The 17,901-nt window shown below is 62.8% G+C and carries 15 protein-coding genes; 14 read left to right on the top strand and 1 reads right to left on the bottom strand.

The window, feature by feature from the left end:
• Window positions 1-92 precede the first annotated feature (92 nt).
• From VF167_19150 to VF167_19135, 4 genes are all read left to right on the top strand, one after another.
• Complete coding sequence (locus tag VF167_19150) at window positions 93-1,061, top strand: DUF5996 family protein (protein ID HEX6927550.1); 969 nt, start codon at window positions 93-95, stop codon at window positions 1,059-1,061.
• Window positions 1,062-1,063: 2 nt separating this feature from the next.
• Window positions 1,064-2,392 carry an ergothioneine biosynthesis protein EgtB gene (gene egtB / locus VF167_19145; GenBank protein HEX6927549.1) on the top strand — a complete coding sequence of 443 codons (1,329 nt, stop codon included), beginning with the start codon at window positions 1,064-1,066 and terminating at the stop codon, window positions 2,390-2,392.
• A gap of 32 nt (window positions 2,393-2,424) precedes the next feature.
• Window positions 2,425-3,360: an L-histidine N(alpha)-methyltransferase gene (gene egtD, locus VF167_19140; GenBank protein HEX6927548.1), complete on the top strand. Its 936-nt coding sequence runs from the start codon at window positions 2,425-2,427 to the stop codon at window positions 3,358-3,360.
• Between the two features lie 279 nt (window positions 3,361-3,639).
• Entirely contained in the window at window positions 3,640-4,257 is a 618-nt protein-coding gene (locus VF167_19135) for an alpha/beta hydrolase (GenBank protein ID HEX6927547.1), read from the top strand.
• Here the strand turns inward: VF167_19135 and VF167_19130 are convergent.
• Window positions 4,248-5,096: an SMP-30/gluconolactonase/LRE family protein gene (locus VF167_19130; GenBank protein HEX6927546.1), complete on the bottom strand. Its 849-nt coding sequence runs from the start codon at window positions 5,094-5,096 to the stop codon at window positions 4,248-4,250. The genes VF167_19135 and VF167_19130 overlap by 10 nt on opposite strands.
• A gap of 1,479 nt (window positions 5,097-6,575) precedes the next feature.
• Between VF167_19130 and VF167_19125 the strand changes: the two genes are divergently transcribed.
• The 10 genes from VF167_19125 to VF167_19080 all read left to right on the top strand — a co-directional run bounded on the left by VF167_19125 (window position 6,576) and on the right by VF167_19080 (window position 17,760).
• Complete coding sequence (locus VF167_19125; protein ID HEX6927545.1) at window positions 6,576-7,655, top strand: glycosyltransferase; 1,080 nt, start codon at window positions 6,576-6,578, stop codon at window positions 7,653-7,655.
• Between the two features lie 113 nt (window positions 7,656-7,768).
• Window positions 7,769-8,977, top strand: coding sequence for a glycoside hydrolase family 99-like domain-containing protein (locus VF167_19120; GenBank protein HEX6927544.1), 1,209 nt, complete (start codon window positions 7,769-7,771; stop codon window positions 8,975-8,977).
• Entirely contained in the window at window positions 8,977-9,867 is an 891-nt protein-coding gene (gene rfbA, locus VF167_19115; protein HEX6927543.1) for a glucose-1-phosphate thymidylyltransferase RfbA, read from the top strand. Before VF167_19120 ends, rfbA begins: the two co-directional genes overlap by 1 nt.
• Window positions 9,864-10,439: a dTDP-4-dehydrorhamnose 3,5-epimerase gene (gene rfbC, locus VF167_19110; GenBank protein ID HEX6927542.1), complete on the top strand. Its 576-nt coding sequence runs from the start codon at window positions 9,864-9,866 to the stop codon at window positions 10,437-10,439. The genes rfbA and rfbC overlap by 4 nt, the downstream gene beginning before the upstream one ends.
• A 70-nt stretch (window positions 10,440-10,509) precedes the next feature.
• Entirely contained in the window at window positions 10,510-11,376 is an 867-nt protein-coding gene (locus VF167_19105) for a sulfotransferase domain-containing protein (protein ID HEX6927541.1), read from the top strand.
• A 40-nt stretch (window positions 11,377-11,416) separates the two neighbouring features.
• A complete protein-coding gene (locus VF167_19100; protein ID HEX6927540.1) occupies window positions 11,417-12,199 on the top strand; it encodes a sulfotransferase in 783 nt (260 codons plus the stop codon).
• A 12-nt stretch (window positions 12,200-12,211) separates the two neighbouring features.
• Window positions 12,212-13,078: a hypothetical protein gene (locus tag VF167_19095; protein HEX6927539.1), complete on the top strand. Its 867-nt coding sequence runs from the start codon at window positions 12,212-12,214 to the stop codon at window positions 13,076-13,078.
• A gap of 144 nt (window positions 13,079-13,222) precedes the next feature.
• Window positions 13,223-14,836, top strand: a complete 1,614-nt coding sequence (locus tag VF167_19090; protein ID HEX6927538.1) for an alpha-L-arabinofuranosidase C-terminal domain-containing protein — start codon at window positions 13,223-13,225, stop codon at window positions 14,834-14,836.
• A 398-nt stretch (window positions 14,837-15,234) separates the two neighbouring features.
• Window positions 15,235-16,662, top strand: a complete 1,428-nt coding sequence (locus tag VF167_19085) for a sodium:proton antiporter (GenBank protein HEX6927537.1) — start codon at window positions 15,235-15,237, stop codon at window positions 16,660-16,662.
• Between the two features lie 264 nt (window positions 16,663-16,926).
• A complete protein-coding gene (locus tag VF167_19080; GenBank protein ID HEX6927536.1) occupies window positions 16,927-17,760 on the top strand; it encodes a universal stress protein in 834 nt (277 codons plus the stop codon).
• Window positions 17,761-17,901: the final 141 nt, after the last annotated feature.

Raw genomic sequence — 17,901 nt, 5'->3', positions numbered from 1 at the left:
AGGCCGGCACCTTCGCCGGCACGATCCTTCCTCCTGGAGATCCTCCCATGTGCCCAGCCGCCGACGATCGTCCCTCCTCTGCGCAGAACCGAATGCAAGCCTGGCCGCCTCTCCCGCTCCAGGACTGGCGTGACACCTATGGCACGCTGCACCGGATGACGCAGGTGGTGGGCAAAATTCGCCTGGCCTGCGCTCCACCGGTCAACCACTGGTGGCACGTACCCCTCTACGTGACCGCTCGCGGCCTCACCACCAGCGCGATGCCGCACGGGACGGGCACCTTCCAGATCGACTTCGACTTCATCGATCACGTTCTTCGCATTCAGGAGTGCAACGGGGCCCAGCGGGTGATCGGGCTGCGATCGATGCCCATCGCCGAGTTCTACCGGATGGTGATGGCCGCACTGAGCTCGCTCGACCTTCCGGTGCGGATCTGGACGAAGCCGGTGGAGATCGAGGATCCCATCCCCTTCGAGCAGGATCTCCGGCATTCCACATATGACCCTGCTGCCGCGCACCGCTTCTGGCAGGCCCTCCGCCAGGCGGATCGGGTGCTGAATGCCTTCCGGTCCGACTTCCTCGGGAAGAGCAGCCCGGTGCACTTCTTCTGGGGGAGCTTCGATCTCGCACTCACCCGCTTCTCCGGGCTCGAGGCGCCAGAGCATCCCGGGGGGATCCCGAACCTGGCGGACTGGGTGACGCGCGAATCGTATTCGCGAGAGTGCAGCAGCTGCGGGTTCTGGCCGGGTAGCGGTCCGGTGCAGGAGGCCGCCTTCTATGCATACGCGTACCCCGAGCCTGCGGGCTACTCCCAGTACCCGATCCGGACGGAGCAAGCGTACTACAGCCAGGAGATGCGGGAGTATATCCTCCCATACGAGGCAGTCCGCACGGCGCCGGACCCCGATGCCAGGCTGCTCGAGTTCCTGCACAGCACCTACGAAGCCGCGGCGGAGCTCGGAGGCTGGGATCGAGCAAGGTTGGAGCGGCGAAATCCCCGCGCTGCCGAAACGAAAGTCCCGCGCGAACCTGCATTCCCAAGACATGCTGAGGAGGGTTGACCATGGCAACGACGGAAGTGAGCCTGTCCGGACCGGAACTGAGCAGTCCCGCATCGTCCGATGCGGCCGCGGGGGACCCTTCGAGTGCGTACGCGGAGGTTCGGAGGTTTACTGAGCGTTTGACGGAGGGGCTGGCGCCTGAAGACATGGTCGTGCAGTCGATGCCCGACGTGAGCCCCACCAAGTGGCACCTGGCGCACACCAGCTGGTTCTTCGAGCGATTCGTGCTGATGGAGCACCTGCCCGGCTACACGCCGCTCCACGAGATGTACCTCTATCTCTTCAACTCCTACTATCACCAGGCCGGCGAGCGGCACTGCCGCGACCAGCGCGGCTACATCTCCCGTCCGACGGTTGCCGAGGTCATGGCGTATCGGCGCCACGTCGACGAAGCGATGTCGCGTCTGCTGGAGCGGCTGGACGAGCTGGATCGTTCGGCGATCGAGCCGCTCGTCACCCTGGGTCTGCACCATGAGCAGCAGCACCAGGAGCTGATGCTGACGGACATCAAGCACGTGTTCGCGGTCAACCCCTTGCGGCCGGCATATGTCGCCGACCCGCCGGCGACGCCGCGAGGGTCGACTCGACCGCTCGGGTGGGTCGCCTTCGAGGGCGGGCTGTTCGAGATCGGCCACGGGGGTGATGGCTTTGCCTACGACAACGAGGGGCCACGGCATCGCCAGTTCCTGCAGCCCTTCGAGCTGGCGGACCGGCTGGTGACCTGCGGGGAGTACCTGGAGTTCATGGAGGACGGCGGCTACCGCAGGCCGGAGCTCTGGCTCTCGCTCGGGTGGGCCACAGTGCAGGAGAAGAGGTGGACGGAGCCCTTCTACTGGGAGCGGCGGGATGGCAAGTGGATGATCTTCACCCTGGCGGGGATGCGCGAGGTCGTCCCGGAAGAGCCGGTCTGTCACCTGAGCTACTTCGAGGCCGATGCCTACGCTCGCTGGGCCGGCGCCAGGCTCCCTACCGAGGCCGAGTGGGAGGTCGCGGCCGCTTCGCTGCCCATCGAGGGCAACCTTGTGGACGAGGGGTGGTTCCACCCCTGCGCGGCTCCGGACGGGGAAGGATTGCGGCAGATGTACGGCGACGTGTGGGAGTGGACGGCGAGCCCGTATGCGCCCTACCCGGGCTTCAGGCCTGCGCCCGGGGCAGTCGGCGAGTACAACGGCAAGTTCATGTGCAACCAGTACCTGCTGCGCGGCGGGAGCTGCGCCACCTCTCGCAGCCATATTCGTCCGACCTACCGCAACTTCTTCCCGCCCGACGCCACCTGGCAGTTCACCGGCGTGCGGCTGGCGCGCGACGTCGAGCGGAGGGAGGTCAACTGAGCACGCGGCCACAGGAGCGGCTAGGCGACCTGATGCGCGGACGGGAGGAGGAGAAGCTGCTCGCGGAGATCCGGGAGGGCCTGTCGCGTCCGCAGAAGGAGCTGCCGAGCAAGCTCTTCTACGACGAGCGCGGCTCGGAGCTCTTCGAGGAGATCACGCGGCTCCCGGAGTACTACCTCACCCGCACGGAACAGGCGCTGCTCGAAGAGCACGTGCCCCGCTGGGTCGACGCCCTGCGCCCCCGCTCGCTGGTCGAGCTGGGAGCCGGCAGCGCGGCGAAGACGCGCGTCATTCTGGATGCGATCCGCGCCTACGACCATGGGACCTACGTGCCGGTCGACATCAGTGCCGACTTCCTGGAGCGGACAGCGACGGAGCTGCGCGAGGAATATCCGGGGCTGGAGGTCGTGCCGGTGGCCTCCGATTTCACCCGCGAGCTGGCGCTGCCCGAGTCGCTCCCCCGGCCGCTGCTGCTCACCTTTCTGGGGAGCACGATCGGGAACTTCCCCGACCGCGAGGCCGCGGAGCTGCTGAGCCGGGTTCGTGCACTGTTGCGGCCTGGTGATCGGTTTCTACTCGGTGTGGATCTGCGCAAGAATGTGGCGGAGCTGGAGGCGGCCTACGACGATGCGCAGGGGATCACCGCCGAGTTCAATCGGAATGTGCTGCGGGTGCTGAATGAGCGGTTCGGAGCGGATTTCGATATGGAGGCTTTCAAGCATCGCGCCGTGTACAATCGCGACGAGCACCGCATCGAGATGCACCTCGTTTCGATGCGTCCGCAGATCGTGCGCATTCCCGGCGAGGGGGAGTTCGAGCTGCGCGAGGGAGAGTCCATACGGACGGAGATCTCGAACAAATATGATCGTGCGAGTGTGGCGCGATTGTTCGAGGCTGCGGGTTTGAGGATGGTCGAGTGGTGCTCGGATGATGAGGAGCGGTTTGCGATTGTGTTGGCGGGGATATGAACCGCACAGACGCGGAGGATGGTATCGAGGGCGCGGAGGAAAACGGCAATTACGAATTACGAATACAAACAGCACGAACAAAAAAGCCGACTACTCGAATCCAGAGAGCCTGCGTTGGGAACGACCATGCCCAATGATGCCTCGCAATCCTCCGCCAATCCGCTGTGCTCCTCCGTACTATCCTCTGTGTTCCCCTGTTGTCAACCCTCTATGAGCCAACCCAACTCACCACATTCAGATCCGCACCAAGGCCAGCCCATCGTCAATCGCGGACGCCCATTGCAGGAGGCGCGCGCGGCGATGGTCCTGCTGCACGGGCGGGGAGCGAGCGCTCAGAGCATCCTGCAGCTCGCAGACGAGCTGGATCGGCAGGACTTCGCGTATCTGGCGCCTCAGGCGGCGGGGTCGACGTGGTATCCCTACAGCTTCCTCGCGCCGCTGGAGCAGAACGAACCCTATCTGAGCTCGGCGCTGCGGCTGGTCGAATCGGTCGTGCAGCGCTTGCTGGCGGCGGGGATCCCGAGTGAACGGCTGTTCCTGCTGGGGTTCTCCCAGGGCGCCTGCCTGAGCCTGGAGTTCGTCGCGCGCCATCCGCGGCGGTACGGGGGCGTGGCCGCCCTCACCGGAGGACTGATCGGTCCGGATGGAACACCGCGGGACTATCCGGGCTCGCTGGAGGGTACGCCGGTGTTCCTCGGCACCTCCGATCCGGATCCGCACGTGCCGCTGACCCGAGTGGAGGAGAGCGCTAGGGTCCTCGAGCGAATGGGCGCGCGCGTCAACCTGCGCACATACCCTGGAATGCCTCACACCATCAACCGGGACGAGCTGGACCACGTCCGCGCCCTGATGGATGCGGTGGCGGAGGGAGGATCGGAAGGGGTCGATCACCCGTAGAATTCGCGCGTCGGCACTCCGATCGGGCCGACCTCGACGTAGAAGAGCGAGCCTGCCAATGGATCCTCACCCGGCTCGAGGTCCTCGCGGGAGGTGGTGATGAAGAGCTGGTCGAGCCGCGGTCCGCCGAAGGTGCAGGCGGTGACCTTGCGTGCCGGCACCTCGATTACCTCGTCGAGCCTTCCCTCCGCGGTGTAGCGACGCACCGCTCCGCCGTTGGCCAGCGCCACCCATACTCCGCCCTCGACGTCCACCGTCAAGCCGTCGGGGAAGAGCCCCTCCGCCGACATATCGACGAACGGCCGCCGGTTGTGCAGGCCATGCTCACGATCGTAGTCGAAGAGATCGATTCGGTGGGTCATCGTGTCCACGTAATAGGCGCGGGAGCCGTCCGGTGTCCAGTCGAGGCCGTTGGAGATGGTGATCCCATCGAGCACGCGGTGGACGGAGTGGTCGGGGTCGAGCCGGTAGAGAGAGGCCACACCGGGCGTCCGATCGTAGCCCATCGATCCGCAGTAGAAGCGACCATCGGGGTCGCATCCGCCCTCGTTCATGCGCATCCCCGGGTCGGTCCAGACGTCCGGCAGCGGGCGGAGATCGCTGTCGGGTTCCTCGAGCAGGAATCCACGCTCCGTGGCGATGACGGCCCCGCCTGAGAGGCGTGGCCGGACGACCGCCGCGACCTTGCCGACGTGGCGCCTCTCCACCGAACCGTCGTCCCGCAGGGAGAGGACGTCGCCGGCCAGCATGTCCACCCAGCGCAGGCCGCCCCAGCGGGCCGACCAAACCGGTCCTTCGGCATGGTAGGCGATGGGGTCCGTGAGCTGCTCCACGCGCATGTTGCCTCCTGGTGACGTCGGATTCCGAGCCCTCCTCGTGGCTGCTACGCTACGAGGCGAGCGGGTAGATGGTAAGACCCGGGGTGTCCTCGACGTGAACGCGGCATTCTGGCAGCTTCCCCCCGGCCTTGGCCAGGGTCGCCAGCTTCCGGTCAGCTCCTCTGGAGAATGACCGCGCAGGCGACCCGGTGGTACGACCAGGTAGCGGCAAAGCGACGAGAGACGAGGTTGCACAGGCCTCGGATACCGGACTGAGGGCAAGGACCGACCTGATCTACTAGTAGAATAGTTGCAGCCTCCGGAGGCGTGGTCTACACTTGGTCATGAGCCACACTTCCTGATTTCCACAAGCCGTTGGGAACCTTCCGGTATACAACTGAGTTGACGGACGGATATTGCTTGCCTCGGTAACGACGATTCTTCCTCGTGAGATGCCGCATTGAAACGAGCAGATACCTGCGATTGACGGTCGTCGCGTGGGTTGTGACTAGCGCTGTGGCCGGATGTGCAGGTGCAGAAAGCTCGGATTCGAGGGGGAGCGTCGATATCTCGAGTGTTCAGGAGCGTTCAATGGCGCACATCGCTCGGGGTGAGGACAGTCGCGTAGTACTCGCCTGACACGCCCGGTGGAGCGGCAAGGCGAGCCCAGGGACACCCACGAGCAGCGACCGGCCCGCGTAGCCAGGCTCACGGAGAGCCAGCTGGTCCGTACCCTGCTGCACGATCCGACGGGCGCACGCATCGTCTTCCGCGCCGTTGCCGGTGGCGCGGCATCATGCGAGTTCCCGAGTATGCGGTCGCTGATCATACACATCGGTACGCACAAGACGGGCACCGCTTCAATCCAGGAATACCTCGCTACCACGTTGTGCGCCTGTCAGGAAGCTTTCGCATACGAATTGTGGCCTATCTTCGCAATCATTTCGAGTTCATGCTCTCCAACTACAAGGGAAGGGTGAAGACGTCAGGATACTACAAATCGTTTGATCTCTTGCTGCGAGAGAATGTGCATCTTCGTGACTATAGCATGCTGCTGGATCGATGGATCGGAGTATTCGGAAGGGCTAGCGTGGACATCACTTCTTCGGCAAGGTGAGAGAAGCACCTGGTCTGGAATACTCGCTTTTGGAAGGCCTCCATCCGGACCCGGGCCGACCGAGCTTACTTCGATTTCGGAGGAACTGGCCTGACGCGGAAGGGACTCGCTCGACGCGAGCCGTGTTGTCAGCACGACACGGTGTTGCTCTGATCCTACGAAAGCGCTTCAGCGGCCGTCGCCAGCCACCCGGCGACGCCGGCTACGCCTTTGAGCTCGGTACCCGCTGAAAGTGCAAGACGACGCGCGTGGACTTGAGCGAGTGTGGCGGATCCTGGGTCCCGCAAATCGCTGATGAGGGCAGGAGGTGGGCACCCGGCTTGATCTGGCAGTCTTTTGATTGCGTGGGGCACTTCCGGATCGACTGACGGTTCTGCACGGCCTTGATCGAACGATATCACGGGGTCAGCTCGATAAACGTTCACTTGCCACGGATACCGACCGTCGAGGAGGGAACGAGTCGGCCCTTCTGGTCGGTGATGGTGACGGTTTACAACCGCGAGACCTACCTTGCGGGCGCACTGAGAAGTGTCCTGATCCAGGATCCAGGTCCGGAAGAGATGGAGATCGTGGTGGTCGACGACTGCTCTCCAGACGTCGACGTGCGTCGGATCAGCGATGGAGTGAGCCAGGGACGGGTCGCTGTGTACCGGCGGCCGACGAACGGGGGCCTGTCAACGACCTGGACCGACTGCGTCCGACTGGCCAGAGGCCGGTGGGTCCACATCCTCCACGACGACGACACTGTCCTTCCGGGCTTCTACGAGAGTCTTCGGGCAGGGATAGAAAATAGACCGGAGGTGGGTGCAGCGTTCACCCGCCACCTCTTTATGGATCAAGACGACCATTGGCTCCACCTCTCCCCTCTGGAGCGGAGAACGCCGGGGATCCTGGAGGACTGGACAGAGAAGATCTTCATCCAGCAACGAATCCAGTGCCCTTCGATCGTGGTGCGAAGAGAGGCTTACGAGCGCCTGGGCGGGTTCCACCCGCAACTCGTTTTCGCCCTGGATTGGGACATGTGGAAGAGAATCGCTGCCTCGTACGCCGTGTGGTACGAGCCTCGACCCTTGGCCTGCTATCGGGTGCACGACGGCTCCGAGACGAAGCGACTCGCAAAGTCCGGACAGACGATTCGCGACGTCATAGAGTCAATCGAGTACGCGCGGCACTACCTGCCTTCCGAACAGGGTGCCGAGATCGCTAGGAGGGCGCGCGAGCGGCTCGCGAAGGATCACCTCCGCGCCGCTAGGTCCCTGGCAGACCGTGGGCGCCTGGCAGCGTCGTTCTCCGTAGTTCGCGAGGCCTTCCATGTGTCGCCGACGTTACGTATCGGGCTGACGGGGATGAGAACGGTATCTGCTGCTACGGCTCAGGCCGCATTGAGACCGCTGAAGTCGGCTGCGCGCGTCGGCTTTACTGCCCTGAGATCAGGAGTCAGACGGGCTACACCGATGAGCTGAGATGCCGGCACACCGGCGCCGACGAAGTCGGGGATGCGGCGGAGCAAAGGGAGGGTAGGACGGACGGCGGGCGCACAAGGTAGCAAGTCACGTCACTCCAATCCTGTTTTGCAATGTCGTGGGCGAATAGGTTCAAGGGCCGCATCGACCGCGATGATGAGGAAGATCCTGCGGGATCCCTTCGAATCCGCACACTCGCGTTTTACCTGCCGCAGTTCCATCCAATTCCGGAGAACAACCAGTGGTGGGGGGAGGGTTTTACAGAGTGGACCAATGTCACCCGGGCGCAGCCACAGTTCCCGGGTCATTACCAGCCGCATCTCCCGGCGGATCTCGGCTTCTATGATCTACGCCTCCCCGAGACACAGTTCGCCCAGGCCGCCATGGCGCGAGAATATGGTGTCTACGGCTTCTGCTATTATCACTACTGGTTCAACGGAAAGCGCTTGCTGCATCGCCCTCTGGACACAGTCCTGAGGAGCGGTGCTCCTGACTTTCCGTTCTGTCTGTGCTGGGCGAATGAGAACTGGACTCGTGCCTGGGACGGACACGAACGGGAGATTCTCATCGAGCAGAAGTATTCGCATCAGGATGATCTGGCGCACATCCGTTGGCTGGCGGAAGTGTTCCACGATCCCCGATACATTAGCGTCGACGGTAAGCCTCTCTTCCTGGTCTATCGTGCAAACCGCTTCCCCGACGCACGACGCACTACCGACACCTGGCGCGAAGAGGCTGCGAGACTAGGTGTGGGCGAGCTGTATCTGTGCAAGGTCGAGAGTCTGCCCGACGAACGCCAGGAACCGCCAGAATTGCTTGGCTTCGATGCTGCCGTGGATTTTCAACCCGATTGGAGGAACCTGGGTAGACCAATCGGTCGCGACCGCATCAGCCGTATGATGTCCGGATTGGGACTGTCCAGTCCCGGCTATCAGCGCCACGCGGTCTACGACTATGAGACTGTGGTGGAGGGGATGCTGCGCCGAAAGCCGGTGTCCTACAAACGCTATCCCTGCGTGGCTCCCTCCTGGGACAATACGGCGCGGCGCCAGACGGGTGCTTGCATTCTCACAGGCTCGACGCCGGAGCTATACGGATCCTGGCTACGTCGAGTGGTGGAAGGATTTCAGCCGTTCGGGCCGGGGGAGGACCTCATTTTCCTGAACGCATGGAACGAGTGGGCGGAGGGAAATCACCTCGAGCCATGCCAGAAATGGGGGCGTCGATACCTCGAGGCGACCCGTGATGTGCTCAGTACAGCGTCACGAAAGGTCCAGACGACCCCGGGGGCACCGTCATCCGATCCGCTGGAGGCGGCATAATGAGCGAGTGCATCCGGGGGATCGTTCTCGCGGGTGGATCGGGCACCCGACTCTATCCGATCACGCGGACGATCAGCAAGCAGCTGCTGCCTGTTTACGACAAGCCAATGATCTACTATCCCCTCAGCACACTGATGCTGGCGGGCATTCGCAATGTTCTGGTGATTTCCACGCCCCAAGACCTGCCACGATTCTGCGAGCTGTTAGGGGACGGGGGTCGGTGGGGCATGCATTTCTCGTATGCCGAACAGCCTCGGCCCGAAGGCTTGGCGCAGGCATTCATAATTGCGCGCGACTTCATCGATGGTGGACGGAGCTGTCTGGTCCTTGGTGACAACATCTTCTACGGTCATGGTCTCACGGAGACCCTTTGTCGTGCGGCAGCGCGTGAGTCGGGAGCCACAATATTCGGGTACTGGGTGCGGGACCCGGAACGATACGGCATAGTCGAGTTCGACTCCGAAGGACGTGCGATTTCTATTGAGGAGAAGCCGCAGACTCCCCGGAGCAACTACGCCGTGACCGGGCTCTACTTCTACGATTCGCAGGTGCTTGAGATCGTCCGCGACCTCCGGCCGTCGGCGCGTGGCGAGCTGGAGATTACCGATGTGAACCGGTACTATCTCGAGCGGCAGCAGCTCAATGTGGAATTGCTCGGTCGAGGGTACGCTTGGCTGGACACCGGAACGCACGAATCCCTCCTGCAGGCATCCAACTTTATCCAGACGATTGAGCTGCGGCAGGGCCTCAAGGTCGCCTGCCCTGAGGAGATTGCTTTCGGCAATGGCTGGATCGACGCTGCGCAACTCGAACGTCTCGCTGCACCTCTGAAGAAGAACGGGTATGGCCACTATCTGTTGAGCCTTCTCAAGCAGGAGAATGTGGTATGATGGTGCTCGAGACTGCTATTCAAGGCGTGCTGGTCATTCAGCCAACGGTGTTCCAGGATTCGCGTGGGTATTTTCTGGAGACGTGGAGTCGGCCGCGGTACGAGCAGTACGGGATCCCCGGAACCTTTGCGCAGGACAACGTCTCCTCCTCGCGTAAAGGCGTCCTCCGGGGGCTCCATTTCCAGGATCCGAATCCTCAAGGCAAGCTCGTGACGGTGCTTCACGGCTCGGTCTGGGACGTCGCGGTGGACCTGCGGCCGGGCTCCCCTACCTTCGGGCGTTGGGTGGGTCACGAGCTGTCTGCCGAGAACGCGCGCCAGGTCTGGATACCGGAGGGATTTGCGCATGGTTTCGTGGTACTCAGTGACGAGGCCGTCTTCAGCTATAAGTGCACGGGCCTCTATCAACGCGACGCCGAACACAGTCTTCGTTGGAACGACCCGGACCTCGGCATCGAGTGGCCTGTAGCGCAACCGCTGCTCTCGCTGAAGGATGCGGAGGCGCCACTGCTCCGCGAACTGAACCTCCGGGACCTCCGCAGCGTCTCCGCCGGGGCGGGGGGGCGCAGCTGAGAGACCCTGGAAGTCCTTGTGCTAGATAGGGCTTGCCACATACGGAGAACACTCTTTCTCGGTCATTGACATGGCCTTGATAGGCTCCCGGCGGGAGGGTTCGCGGTCGCCTGCCGATTCGGGAAGAGCGCTGCCCGATTTTATCATTATTGGCGCTCAGAAGTGCGGGACGAGCTCATTGTATGCGTATCTGAGCGAGAACCCGTACGTCAGGGCTGCGTCGAAAAAAGAAGTTCACTACTTCGACTGGAACTTCCGTAGAGGCATCGAGTGGTACCGGTCCCACTTTCCGACTCCAGAGGAGCTGGGAAGGTGCAGCCAGACCGGGTCACATTTTCTGACCGGGGAAGCGAGCCCGTATTATCTCTTCGATCCACGCGTGCCTAAGCGTGTCAAGAACCAGCTCCCCCAGGTGAGGCTCATCGTCCTGCTCCGTAATCCTGTGTATCGGGCGCTTTCGCACTTCCATGACGAAGCGAGACGTGGCGTTGAACCTTTGACATTCGCTGAGGCACTTGATCGGGAGGAGAGCCGCCTCCGGGCTGCGCGCGCATTTGGCCGCGGACTTGGTCGGCGGCACGGGTATTATGAGACGAAGGCCTATATTCACTACTCCTACCTGGCAAGAGGCCTCTACGCTGTTCAGCTGCAGAGGTGGTACCGCCTTTTCCCTGCCGAGCAGATTCTTGTCATCAAGGCCGAAGATATGTATGCCGACCCGCAGACCACCCTACACGAGGTCGCTAGTTTCCTGGGAATACCGGTGTTCGTGCCTCGGAAGTTCGAAGCGGTGAATGCTGGTTCGTACCTCGCTATGGATCCCACGCTTTGCCGACGGCTGCATCGGTATTTTTCGTCGCATAACGCACGGCTGTATCGGATGATCGGCAAGTACTTCGGTTGGGAGGAAGCGCTCTGCGAAGCAAGAACGTCATAGATTCGCAACGGCGATTCGTGCACCATCGAGCGGCCTGACCATGCCCTTGCTGATTGCGGGAATGCACCGCAGTGGTACTTCCTTGACCGCCAGCTACCTCCAGAGACGTGGATTGGATCTCGGTGAGTCTCTGATCGGTGCCGGCGCGGGAAACCGGTTCGGGCACTTCGAGGATAGGGACGTGCATCGCTTCCACGAGCGGGTCCTGAAAAAGAACAGAGTTAGTGTGTTCCCTCAAACTGACGCCAACCTACCTCTCCGGCTGGAGCAGGAGGATCTTGCAGAGGCACGGGAGATCGTCGAGCGACGCTCCGCGGGGCGGCCGTGGGGATGGAAGGAGCCGCGAACAACCCTCTTCCTGGATTTCTGGGCGGAGTTTCTTCCCGAAGCGCGCTTTCTGCTGCTGTTCCGCCACCCACTGGCGGTCGTGGACTCCCTGGTGCGCCGAGGTACGGAGAAGGAGATCCGCTGGAGGCCAGTAATTGGTCTACGGGCCTGGCGAATCTACAATGAGCAGGCTCTGCGCTTCGCCCGGAGCCAGCCGGAGCGCGCCATGGTAGTCGAGATCGAGAGCGTGATCCAGAGTCCCGAGCGGTTCAACGAGGAACTCGATCGCAAGTTCGAACTCGGCTTGCGCCCGGTTCCTTTCGGAACGGTGTTCTCTAACGGGGAGTTCGCCAGCGGAGTGCCGAAGGGGCTGGGACTCGTGAAGTTGTTCCACCGATCGGAGCTGAACCGGGCGTTGGATTGTTATCGCGAATTGCTGAGGGTATCGGCACCCATTGCCTCGCCGAGCGCGCCGATAACGCGACAGGCCTTTTGAAGACGTTCCAACATGATTATCACCGAGGACTTCGTCGTCCTGAACAACCCCAAGACCGGCAGCAGCTTTGTACGCGCGGTGCTGAGGGAGATCCACCGCTCACGGTTGAGACGACGGAGTCTGATCACAAGAGTGGGGCACAAGTTCGGCTTTGGTCGCCCACCGTCGTTTCAGGAATTATTCCTACCAAATATCAAGACTCGACTGCCCCATCCGAAGGATCAGCACGGGACATATACGCAAATCCCCGCGGAGCATCGACACAAAGCGATTGTGAGCGTAGTACGGAATCCTTACGATAGGCTATTGTCGACTTATCAGTTCGGCTGGTGGGCACGATACCCACCAGCTCCTGAAAATGTAATTCGGAATGAATTTCCACACTTTCCTCGTCTGACACTGGACGAATACGTGCGTCTTTTAAAGATGGCGCGACACCGATACCACCTGCCGCACCTTCACCTTAAGGTGGAGGTGGGTGGGCAGACCCTCGGCTTCATCCAGATGTTTTTCAAGGATCCAGAGGCGGTCCTGCGTCGATTGGATCAGGAGTATATGGAATCAGAACGCTTCGTCGAGGACATGGCACCGATTCAGTTCCTCCAGACCGAGAATCTCAATACCGGATTATCGACGCTGCTACAACGATACGGATACTCTGAAGAAGAAGTGGCTTTTGTTCGCGCTCATGAGCGAGTGAACGTGACCAGCGCCTCGAATGGCGAGGAGTTTCCCGTCTTGACTGAGCAGGCCTTGCGGTTCGTTCACGAACAGGAGCGATTCCTCTTGCGCATCCTGGCGCACCTCGGATTCCACTATTCCCCACCAGCGAGCGCCAGCTCCGGCTCACCTGCGCTTGAAAGCTACCTCCCGCGGTGAGCTGGACTCGCCCTGCCCCCACAGCGGTTTGCTGGAATCGCACCATACTCTCGGGACGCCCAGGTAGGTCTCACGGTTGACAGGCGCAGGCCCCGACTCCACCATCGTCCCCGGTCACCCTTATTCCAACGCCGGGAGGAGCGGATGGATCGGAGAACCTTCGTGAAGTCGTTCGGCGCCGCTGCGCTGACGGTGGGAGGGACGGAGCGCCTGCCCATCATTCACACCGGCGCGCGCTCGGCGGCCTCGCTCGTGGTGGATCCAACCCCCAAGTTCGAGATCTCTCCCTACCTCTACATGCAGTTCATGGAGCCGCTCGGCACGACGGACGGGTCCGTCGAGGCTTCCTGGGACTACGCGAAGGACGACTGGCGTGAGGACCTCGTCGCGGCCACCAGCGAGCTGGCGCCCGACGTCATCCGCTGGGGCGGCAACTTCATCCGTTGGTACCGGTGGCGCGAGGGGGTCGGCCCGGTGGCGGAGCGGCCGTGGATGTACAACCTCGAGTGGGGTGGGAAGGAGACGAATCGGGTGGGTACCCACGAGTTCGTCGACTTCTGCCGGCGGGTCGGCGCCGAGCCGCTAATGTGCGTCAACTTCCTCAGCGACGGACACAAGGAGTACTGGAATACGATTCACGGCGAGAACCGCACTGGCGACGCGAACGAGGCAGCGGATTGGGTATCCTACGCGAACGATCCGGACAATGCGGAGCGCCGCCGTCACGGGGTGGACGAACCCTACAACATCCGTCTCTGGCAGATCGGCAACGAGACCTCCTACGGTGACCGCGGCTTCCCCCGCGACGAGGCCATCCAGCACACGATCGAGTTCGCGCGTGCGATGCGCGCGCGCGACCCCTCCATCCAGCTTCTCGGCTGGGGCGACGACTACCGCCGCGGCGGCTTCACCGGCGACTACTGGGCCCCGGCAATGCTCGACCGGGCCGGTGAATATCTCGACTACATCGCCCTGCACATGATGGGAATGAGCCCGCAGCGCGAGGACACGGTGCTGCGCGGCTTCGAGTACCAGAAGGATCCCGAGCGTGCGTGGGAGGAGATGCTGGAGCTCACCGGCGTGGTGGAGCGGCGCCTGAAAGAAATCCGGGAGATCGTCGACGCGCACGGTCCGGACAAGGGGATCGCGATCACCGAGGGTCATGTCTCCTTCGACCCGCACAACGCCAACCCGATCCTGCAGGAGTGGCTCTCCGCGGTCTATCACGCCCGTACGATGAACCTCTACCTGCGCAACGGCGATCGGGTGAAGATCTGCACCGGTGCCGACTTCGCGGGCACCCGTTGGACCGTCAACGCGGTGCAGATCCCCGTCCCCCGCGGCCAGAGCTTCCTCCTGCCGATCGCGACCATCATGCGACTCTTCAATCGTCACAAGGGAAGCCACGGCGTGATGGTGCGCCACGCTCCGCCCGAACTGGACGTCACAGCCAGCCGCGATGAGAACACGGTGTATCTGCACGTGCTGAACACCAGCTACCGGAATCCGGTCGAGGCGTCGCTGGAGGTGGAGGGGCTGGCGATTCGGGGCGGGCGGGTCCACGAGATCGCGCCCGAGGACCCGCGGGCCTACGTGGACCGGAACAACACCGATACCTTCGTGCCGGTGGAGAAGCAGCTCCCGCCCGGGACCACGACCTGGCGCTTCCCGCCGCGCTCCGTCAGCGTGGTCGAGCTGGACGTGGCGGTTGCGACGGCGATGGGGGATGTCCTGTCGGCGACGTCCTCCGCGGCATGAGCGAGCACTTTTGCTGGCTGGCCGGGCCTGCCTGTAGCGTGGCTGGCCTGGCCAGCCGGTTGTTCCCTGCGCAGTCGATCACTTCTCGACAAGCCCGTCCACTCTGATCGCTACCTCTCCGATCGTGCGCCAATCTCCCGCGCACTGAGCCAACCGCGTGTCGCATCGCGCTTGCCATGCCTTCTGGGGGCGTGCTGGCGAGGCGTTGACAGGGAAGGCTGGCTCTCTATGTTCCCCACCCTTTGCCGGCGGATGTCGCTTCTGGCGGCGCCTGGTCTCTACGTACATGCTTCGGCGAGTTATGGGTCCCGAATTCCGGGCCGATAGCTGATAGCCGATAGTCGATAGCCCATCGCTATCAGCCGAAAGTCGATAGCCAACATCCCCGTCCTGATGCCTTGACTTCGCTGCGCGACTATTGCCGGATCACCCCGCTGTTGCTCGTGCTCTTGCTGGCCGGCGCCACGCCCGCGCTCGCCGCGGAGGAGCATGGCCTCAACGGCGCAGAGCTCGGCCTCCTGTGGGCAGTGCCGTTCGCAGGGCTGCTCCTCTCGATCGCAGTGGTGCCGCTGCTGGCCCCGCATTTCTGGCATCACCACTTCGGCAAGGTCTCGGCGTTCTGGGCCGCGGCGATCCTCGTCCCCATGCTCCTCATCCACGGCTTTGGTACGGCCCTGTATGAGGTGCTGCACGTTTATCTGCTGGAGTTCATCCCCTTCATCATCCTGCTGCTGGCGCTCTTTACGATCTCGGGCGGTGTGCGGCTGAAGGGAGCCCTGACGGGAAGTCCGGAGGTCAACACCGCCATCCTCGCGCTCGGAACCTTCCTCGCCTCCTGGATGGGCACGACCGGCGCCGCGATGATCCTGATTCGCCCGTTGATCCGGGCGAACGCCTGGCGGGCAAAGATCGTCCACACGATCGTCTTCTTCATCTTCCTGGTGGCCAACGTCGGTGGATCGCTGACGCCGCTGGGTGATCCTCCCCTCTTCCTCGGCTTCCTGCAGGGCGTGCCCTTCTTCTGGACCACCGTGCACATGCTGCACGAGATGGTGTTCGTTTCGGTATGCCTGCTGGCGATCTACTACTACTGGGATCGGAGAGCCTACGCGGACGAGGACCTCTCCCGCCTGCCGGTTTCGACTGAGCGCCTGGGTATCGAGGGCGGAGTCAACCTGCTGTTGCTGCTGGGGGTGATCGGCGCCGTCCTGTTCTCAGGACTGGTGCGGCTGGGCAGCTTCGTCGTCTACGACGTCGAGGTCCAGTTGCAGAACGTCATCCGGGACGTGGCTCTGCTCGGGCTGACCTATGCCAGCTGGAAGCTCACGCCCCTGGCGAGCCGCGAGGCGAATGGCTTCACCTGGGGTCCCATCGAGGAGGTCGCGAAGCTCTTTGCCGGCATCTTCATCACCATCGTCCCGCCCATTGCGATCCTCCGGGCCGGCACGGAGGGCGCGCTAGGGGGCATTGTGAACCTGGTGACCCGGGCCGACGGCGAGCCGAACAGCTTGCTTTACTTCTGGATCACCGGCGCGCTCTCAGGCTTCCTGGACAACGCGCCGACCTATCTGGTGTTCTTCAACACGGCCGGTGGACAGGCGAACCTGGATTGGCTCCTCGCCGACGTGACGACTCTGGCGGCGATCTCCTGTGGCGCGGTCTTCATGGGTGCGCTGACCTACATCGGCAATGCCCCCAACTTCATGGTCAAGGCAATCGCAGAGGCGGCGGAGATCCGGATGCCGAGCTTCTTCGGCTACATGCTCTGGTCGGCCTGCATCCTGCTGCCGGTGCTGCTGGTCATGAGTTTGCTGTTCCTCCGGTGACGTTGAGCAACGCTGACTCGGGGAGTTTCCGCGAAGGTCACAGAGGATAGCGCAGACCACAGAGGAACCCTGGGACTCCAATCCTCCAGTACAAACCTCAATATTGTAGGCTTTTGGAGTTCAAATCCTAGATGATTGTGAATGTGACAAACAGACGCGAAAAACTAAAGGCGGAATGACGGGTGACGAAAACCCGCCTCGACCGTCCTCTGCGCCCTCTCCGCAATTCTTTGTGACCTTTGTGGTTTACATCCGCACAACACAATGTTGAAGAGCCTTGTCGTAGGAGTGAACGGAAGCGAGCCGAGTGAGGCCGCCGTCCAGGTCGCGGTCGACTGGGCGCGCACGCTTGGGATTTCCGTGACCTTCCTGGCCGTGCTGGATGTCCAAGAGCTGACCGGCGGGCAGGCCGTGGGGATCATGGGAAGCGCGTTCAAGGCGGAGCGCGACGAGCAGGTGATTGCCAACTGGCGCGAACGTCTGGAGGGTGCGCTGGCGGATGCCGCCAGGGTGGCCGAGGCGGCGGGGGTCACCTTCGAGACGCGCCTGGTGGAGGGCTCGCCCACCGAGGAACTGGAGCGGGAGGTGCAACGGCACGACCTGCTGATCATCGGAGAGCGCGCCGAGCCCCACTCCGACCGCGAGCCCGCGCCGTCCGAGACGATGATGCAGATCGTCCGCACCTCCCCGCGGCCAGTTGTCGTGGCAGGAGCACCCCTCGAAGCAGGTGCCTCCGTGGTGGTCGCCTACGACGGCAGCGCTCCGGCCTCGCAGGCGCTGGAATCCTTCATCCAGAGCGGTCTGTACAGTGATCTTCCCGTGCAACTGGTCGGCGTGAGCGATGAGCGGGAGGAGATGGAGGAAGTCCTGCAGGGAGCGCTCGAGTACGTGCGACGGCATGATCGCGAGGGTCGCATTCAGGTCATCCCCAAGGGGAAGGGCGTTGCCGAGTCCCTGCTGGATTTCCTCCAGCACGAGCCGCCGGCCCTGCTGGTGATGGGCACGCATGGATCGCCCGGGCTGAAGAAGCGGCTGCTCGGCTCGGTCTCCCGCGAAGTCCTGGAGAAGGCGAGAGTGCCCGTATACCTCGAGAGGTAGACGGCAGGAAATTAACTACGAATTGCGAATTACTTGCGAGTTCTGACTCTGAATGCTGAATGGTCTTTCCCCGGTCCTGTCTCCGCGCGTCCCTCTCTGTCGTCCGCAGGATGACATCGATGGGCCTATAGTTCGTAATTC

The sequence above is a fragment of the Longimicrobiaceae bacterium genome (genome assembly GCA_036375715.1).
Lineage (GTDB): Bacteria > Gemmatimonadota > Gemmatimonadetes > Longimicrobiales > Longimicrobiaceae > DASVBS01.
This window is presented reverse-complemented; position numbering and strand designations above follow the sequence as displayed.

What these genes read in the sequence shown, in the direction of transcription:
- VF167_19150 (HEX6927550.1), top strand. Translation starts at nt 93, where the DNA reads ATGCAAGCCTGGCCGCCTCTCCCGCTCCAGGACTGGCGTGACACCTAT.
- VF167_19090 (HEX6927538.1), top strand. Translation starts at nt 13,223, where the DNA reads ATGGATCGGAGAACCTTCGTGAAGTCGTTCGGCGCCGCTGCGCTGACG.
- VF167_19105 (HEX6927541.1), top strand. Translation starts at nt 10,510, where the DNA reads ATGGCCTTGATAGGCTCCCGGCGGGAGGGTTCGCGGTCGCCTGCCGAT.
- VF167_19080 (HEX6927536.1), top strand. Translation starts at nt 16,927, where the DNA reads ATGTTGAAGAGCCTTGTCGTAGGAGTGAACGGAAGCGAGCCGAGTGAG.
- VF167_19100 (HEX6927540.1), top strand. Translation starts at nt 11,417, where the DNA reads ATGCCCTTGCTGATTGCGGGAATGCACCGCAGTGGTACTTCCTTGACC.
- rfbA (HEX6927543.1), top strand. Translation starts at nt 8,977, where the DNA reads ATGAGCGAGTGCATCCGGGGGATCGTTCTCGCGGGTGGATCGGGCACC.
- VF167_19120 (HEX6927544.1), top strand. Translation starts at nt 7,769, where the DNA reads ATGTCGTGGGCGAATAGGTTCAAGGGCCGCATCGACCGCGATGATGAG.
- VF167_19095 (HEX6927539.1), top strand. Translation starts at nt 12,212, where the DNA reads ATGATTATCACCGAGGACTTCGTCGTCCTGAACAACCCCAAGACCGGC.
- VF167_19130 (HEX6927546.1), bottom strand. Translation starts at nt 5,096, where the DNA reads ATGCGCGTGGAGCAGCTCACGGACCCCATCGCCTACCATGCCGAAGGA.
- egtB (HEX6927549.1), top strand. Translation starts at nt 1,064, where the DNA reads ATGGCAACGACGGAAGTGAGCCTGTCCGGACCGGAACTGAGCAGTCCC.
- rfbC (HEX6927542.1), top strand. Translation starts at nt 9,864, where the DNA reads ATGATGGTGCTCGAGACTGCTATTCAAGGCGTGCTGGTCATTCAGCCA.
- egtD (HEX6927548.1), top strand. Translation starts at nt 2,425, where the DNA reads ATGCGCGGACGGGAGGAGGAGAAGCTGCTCGCGGAGATCCGGGAGGGC.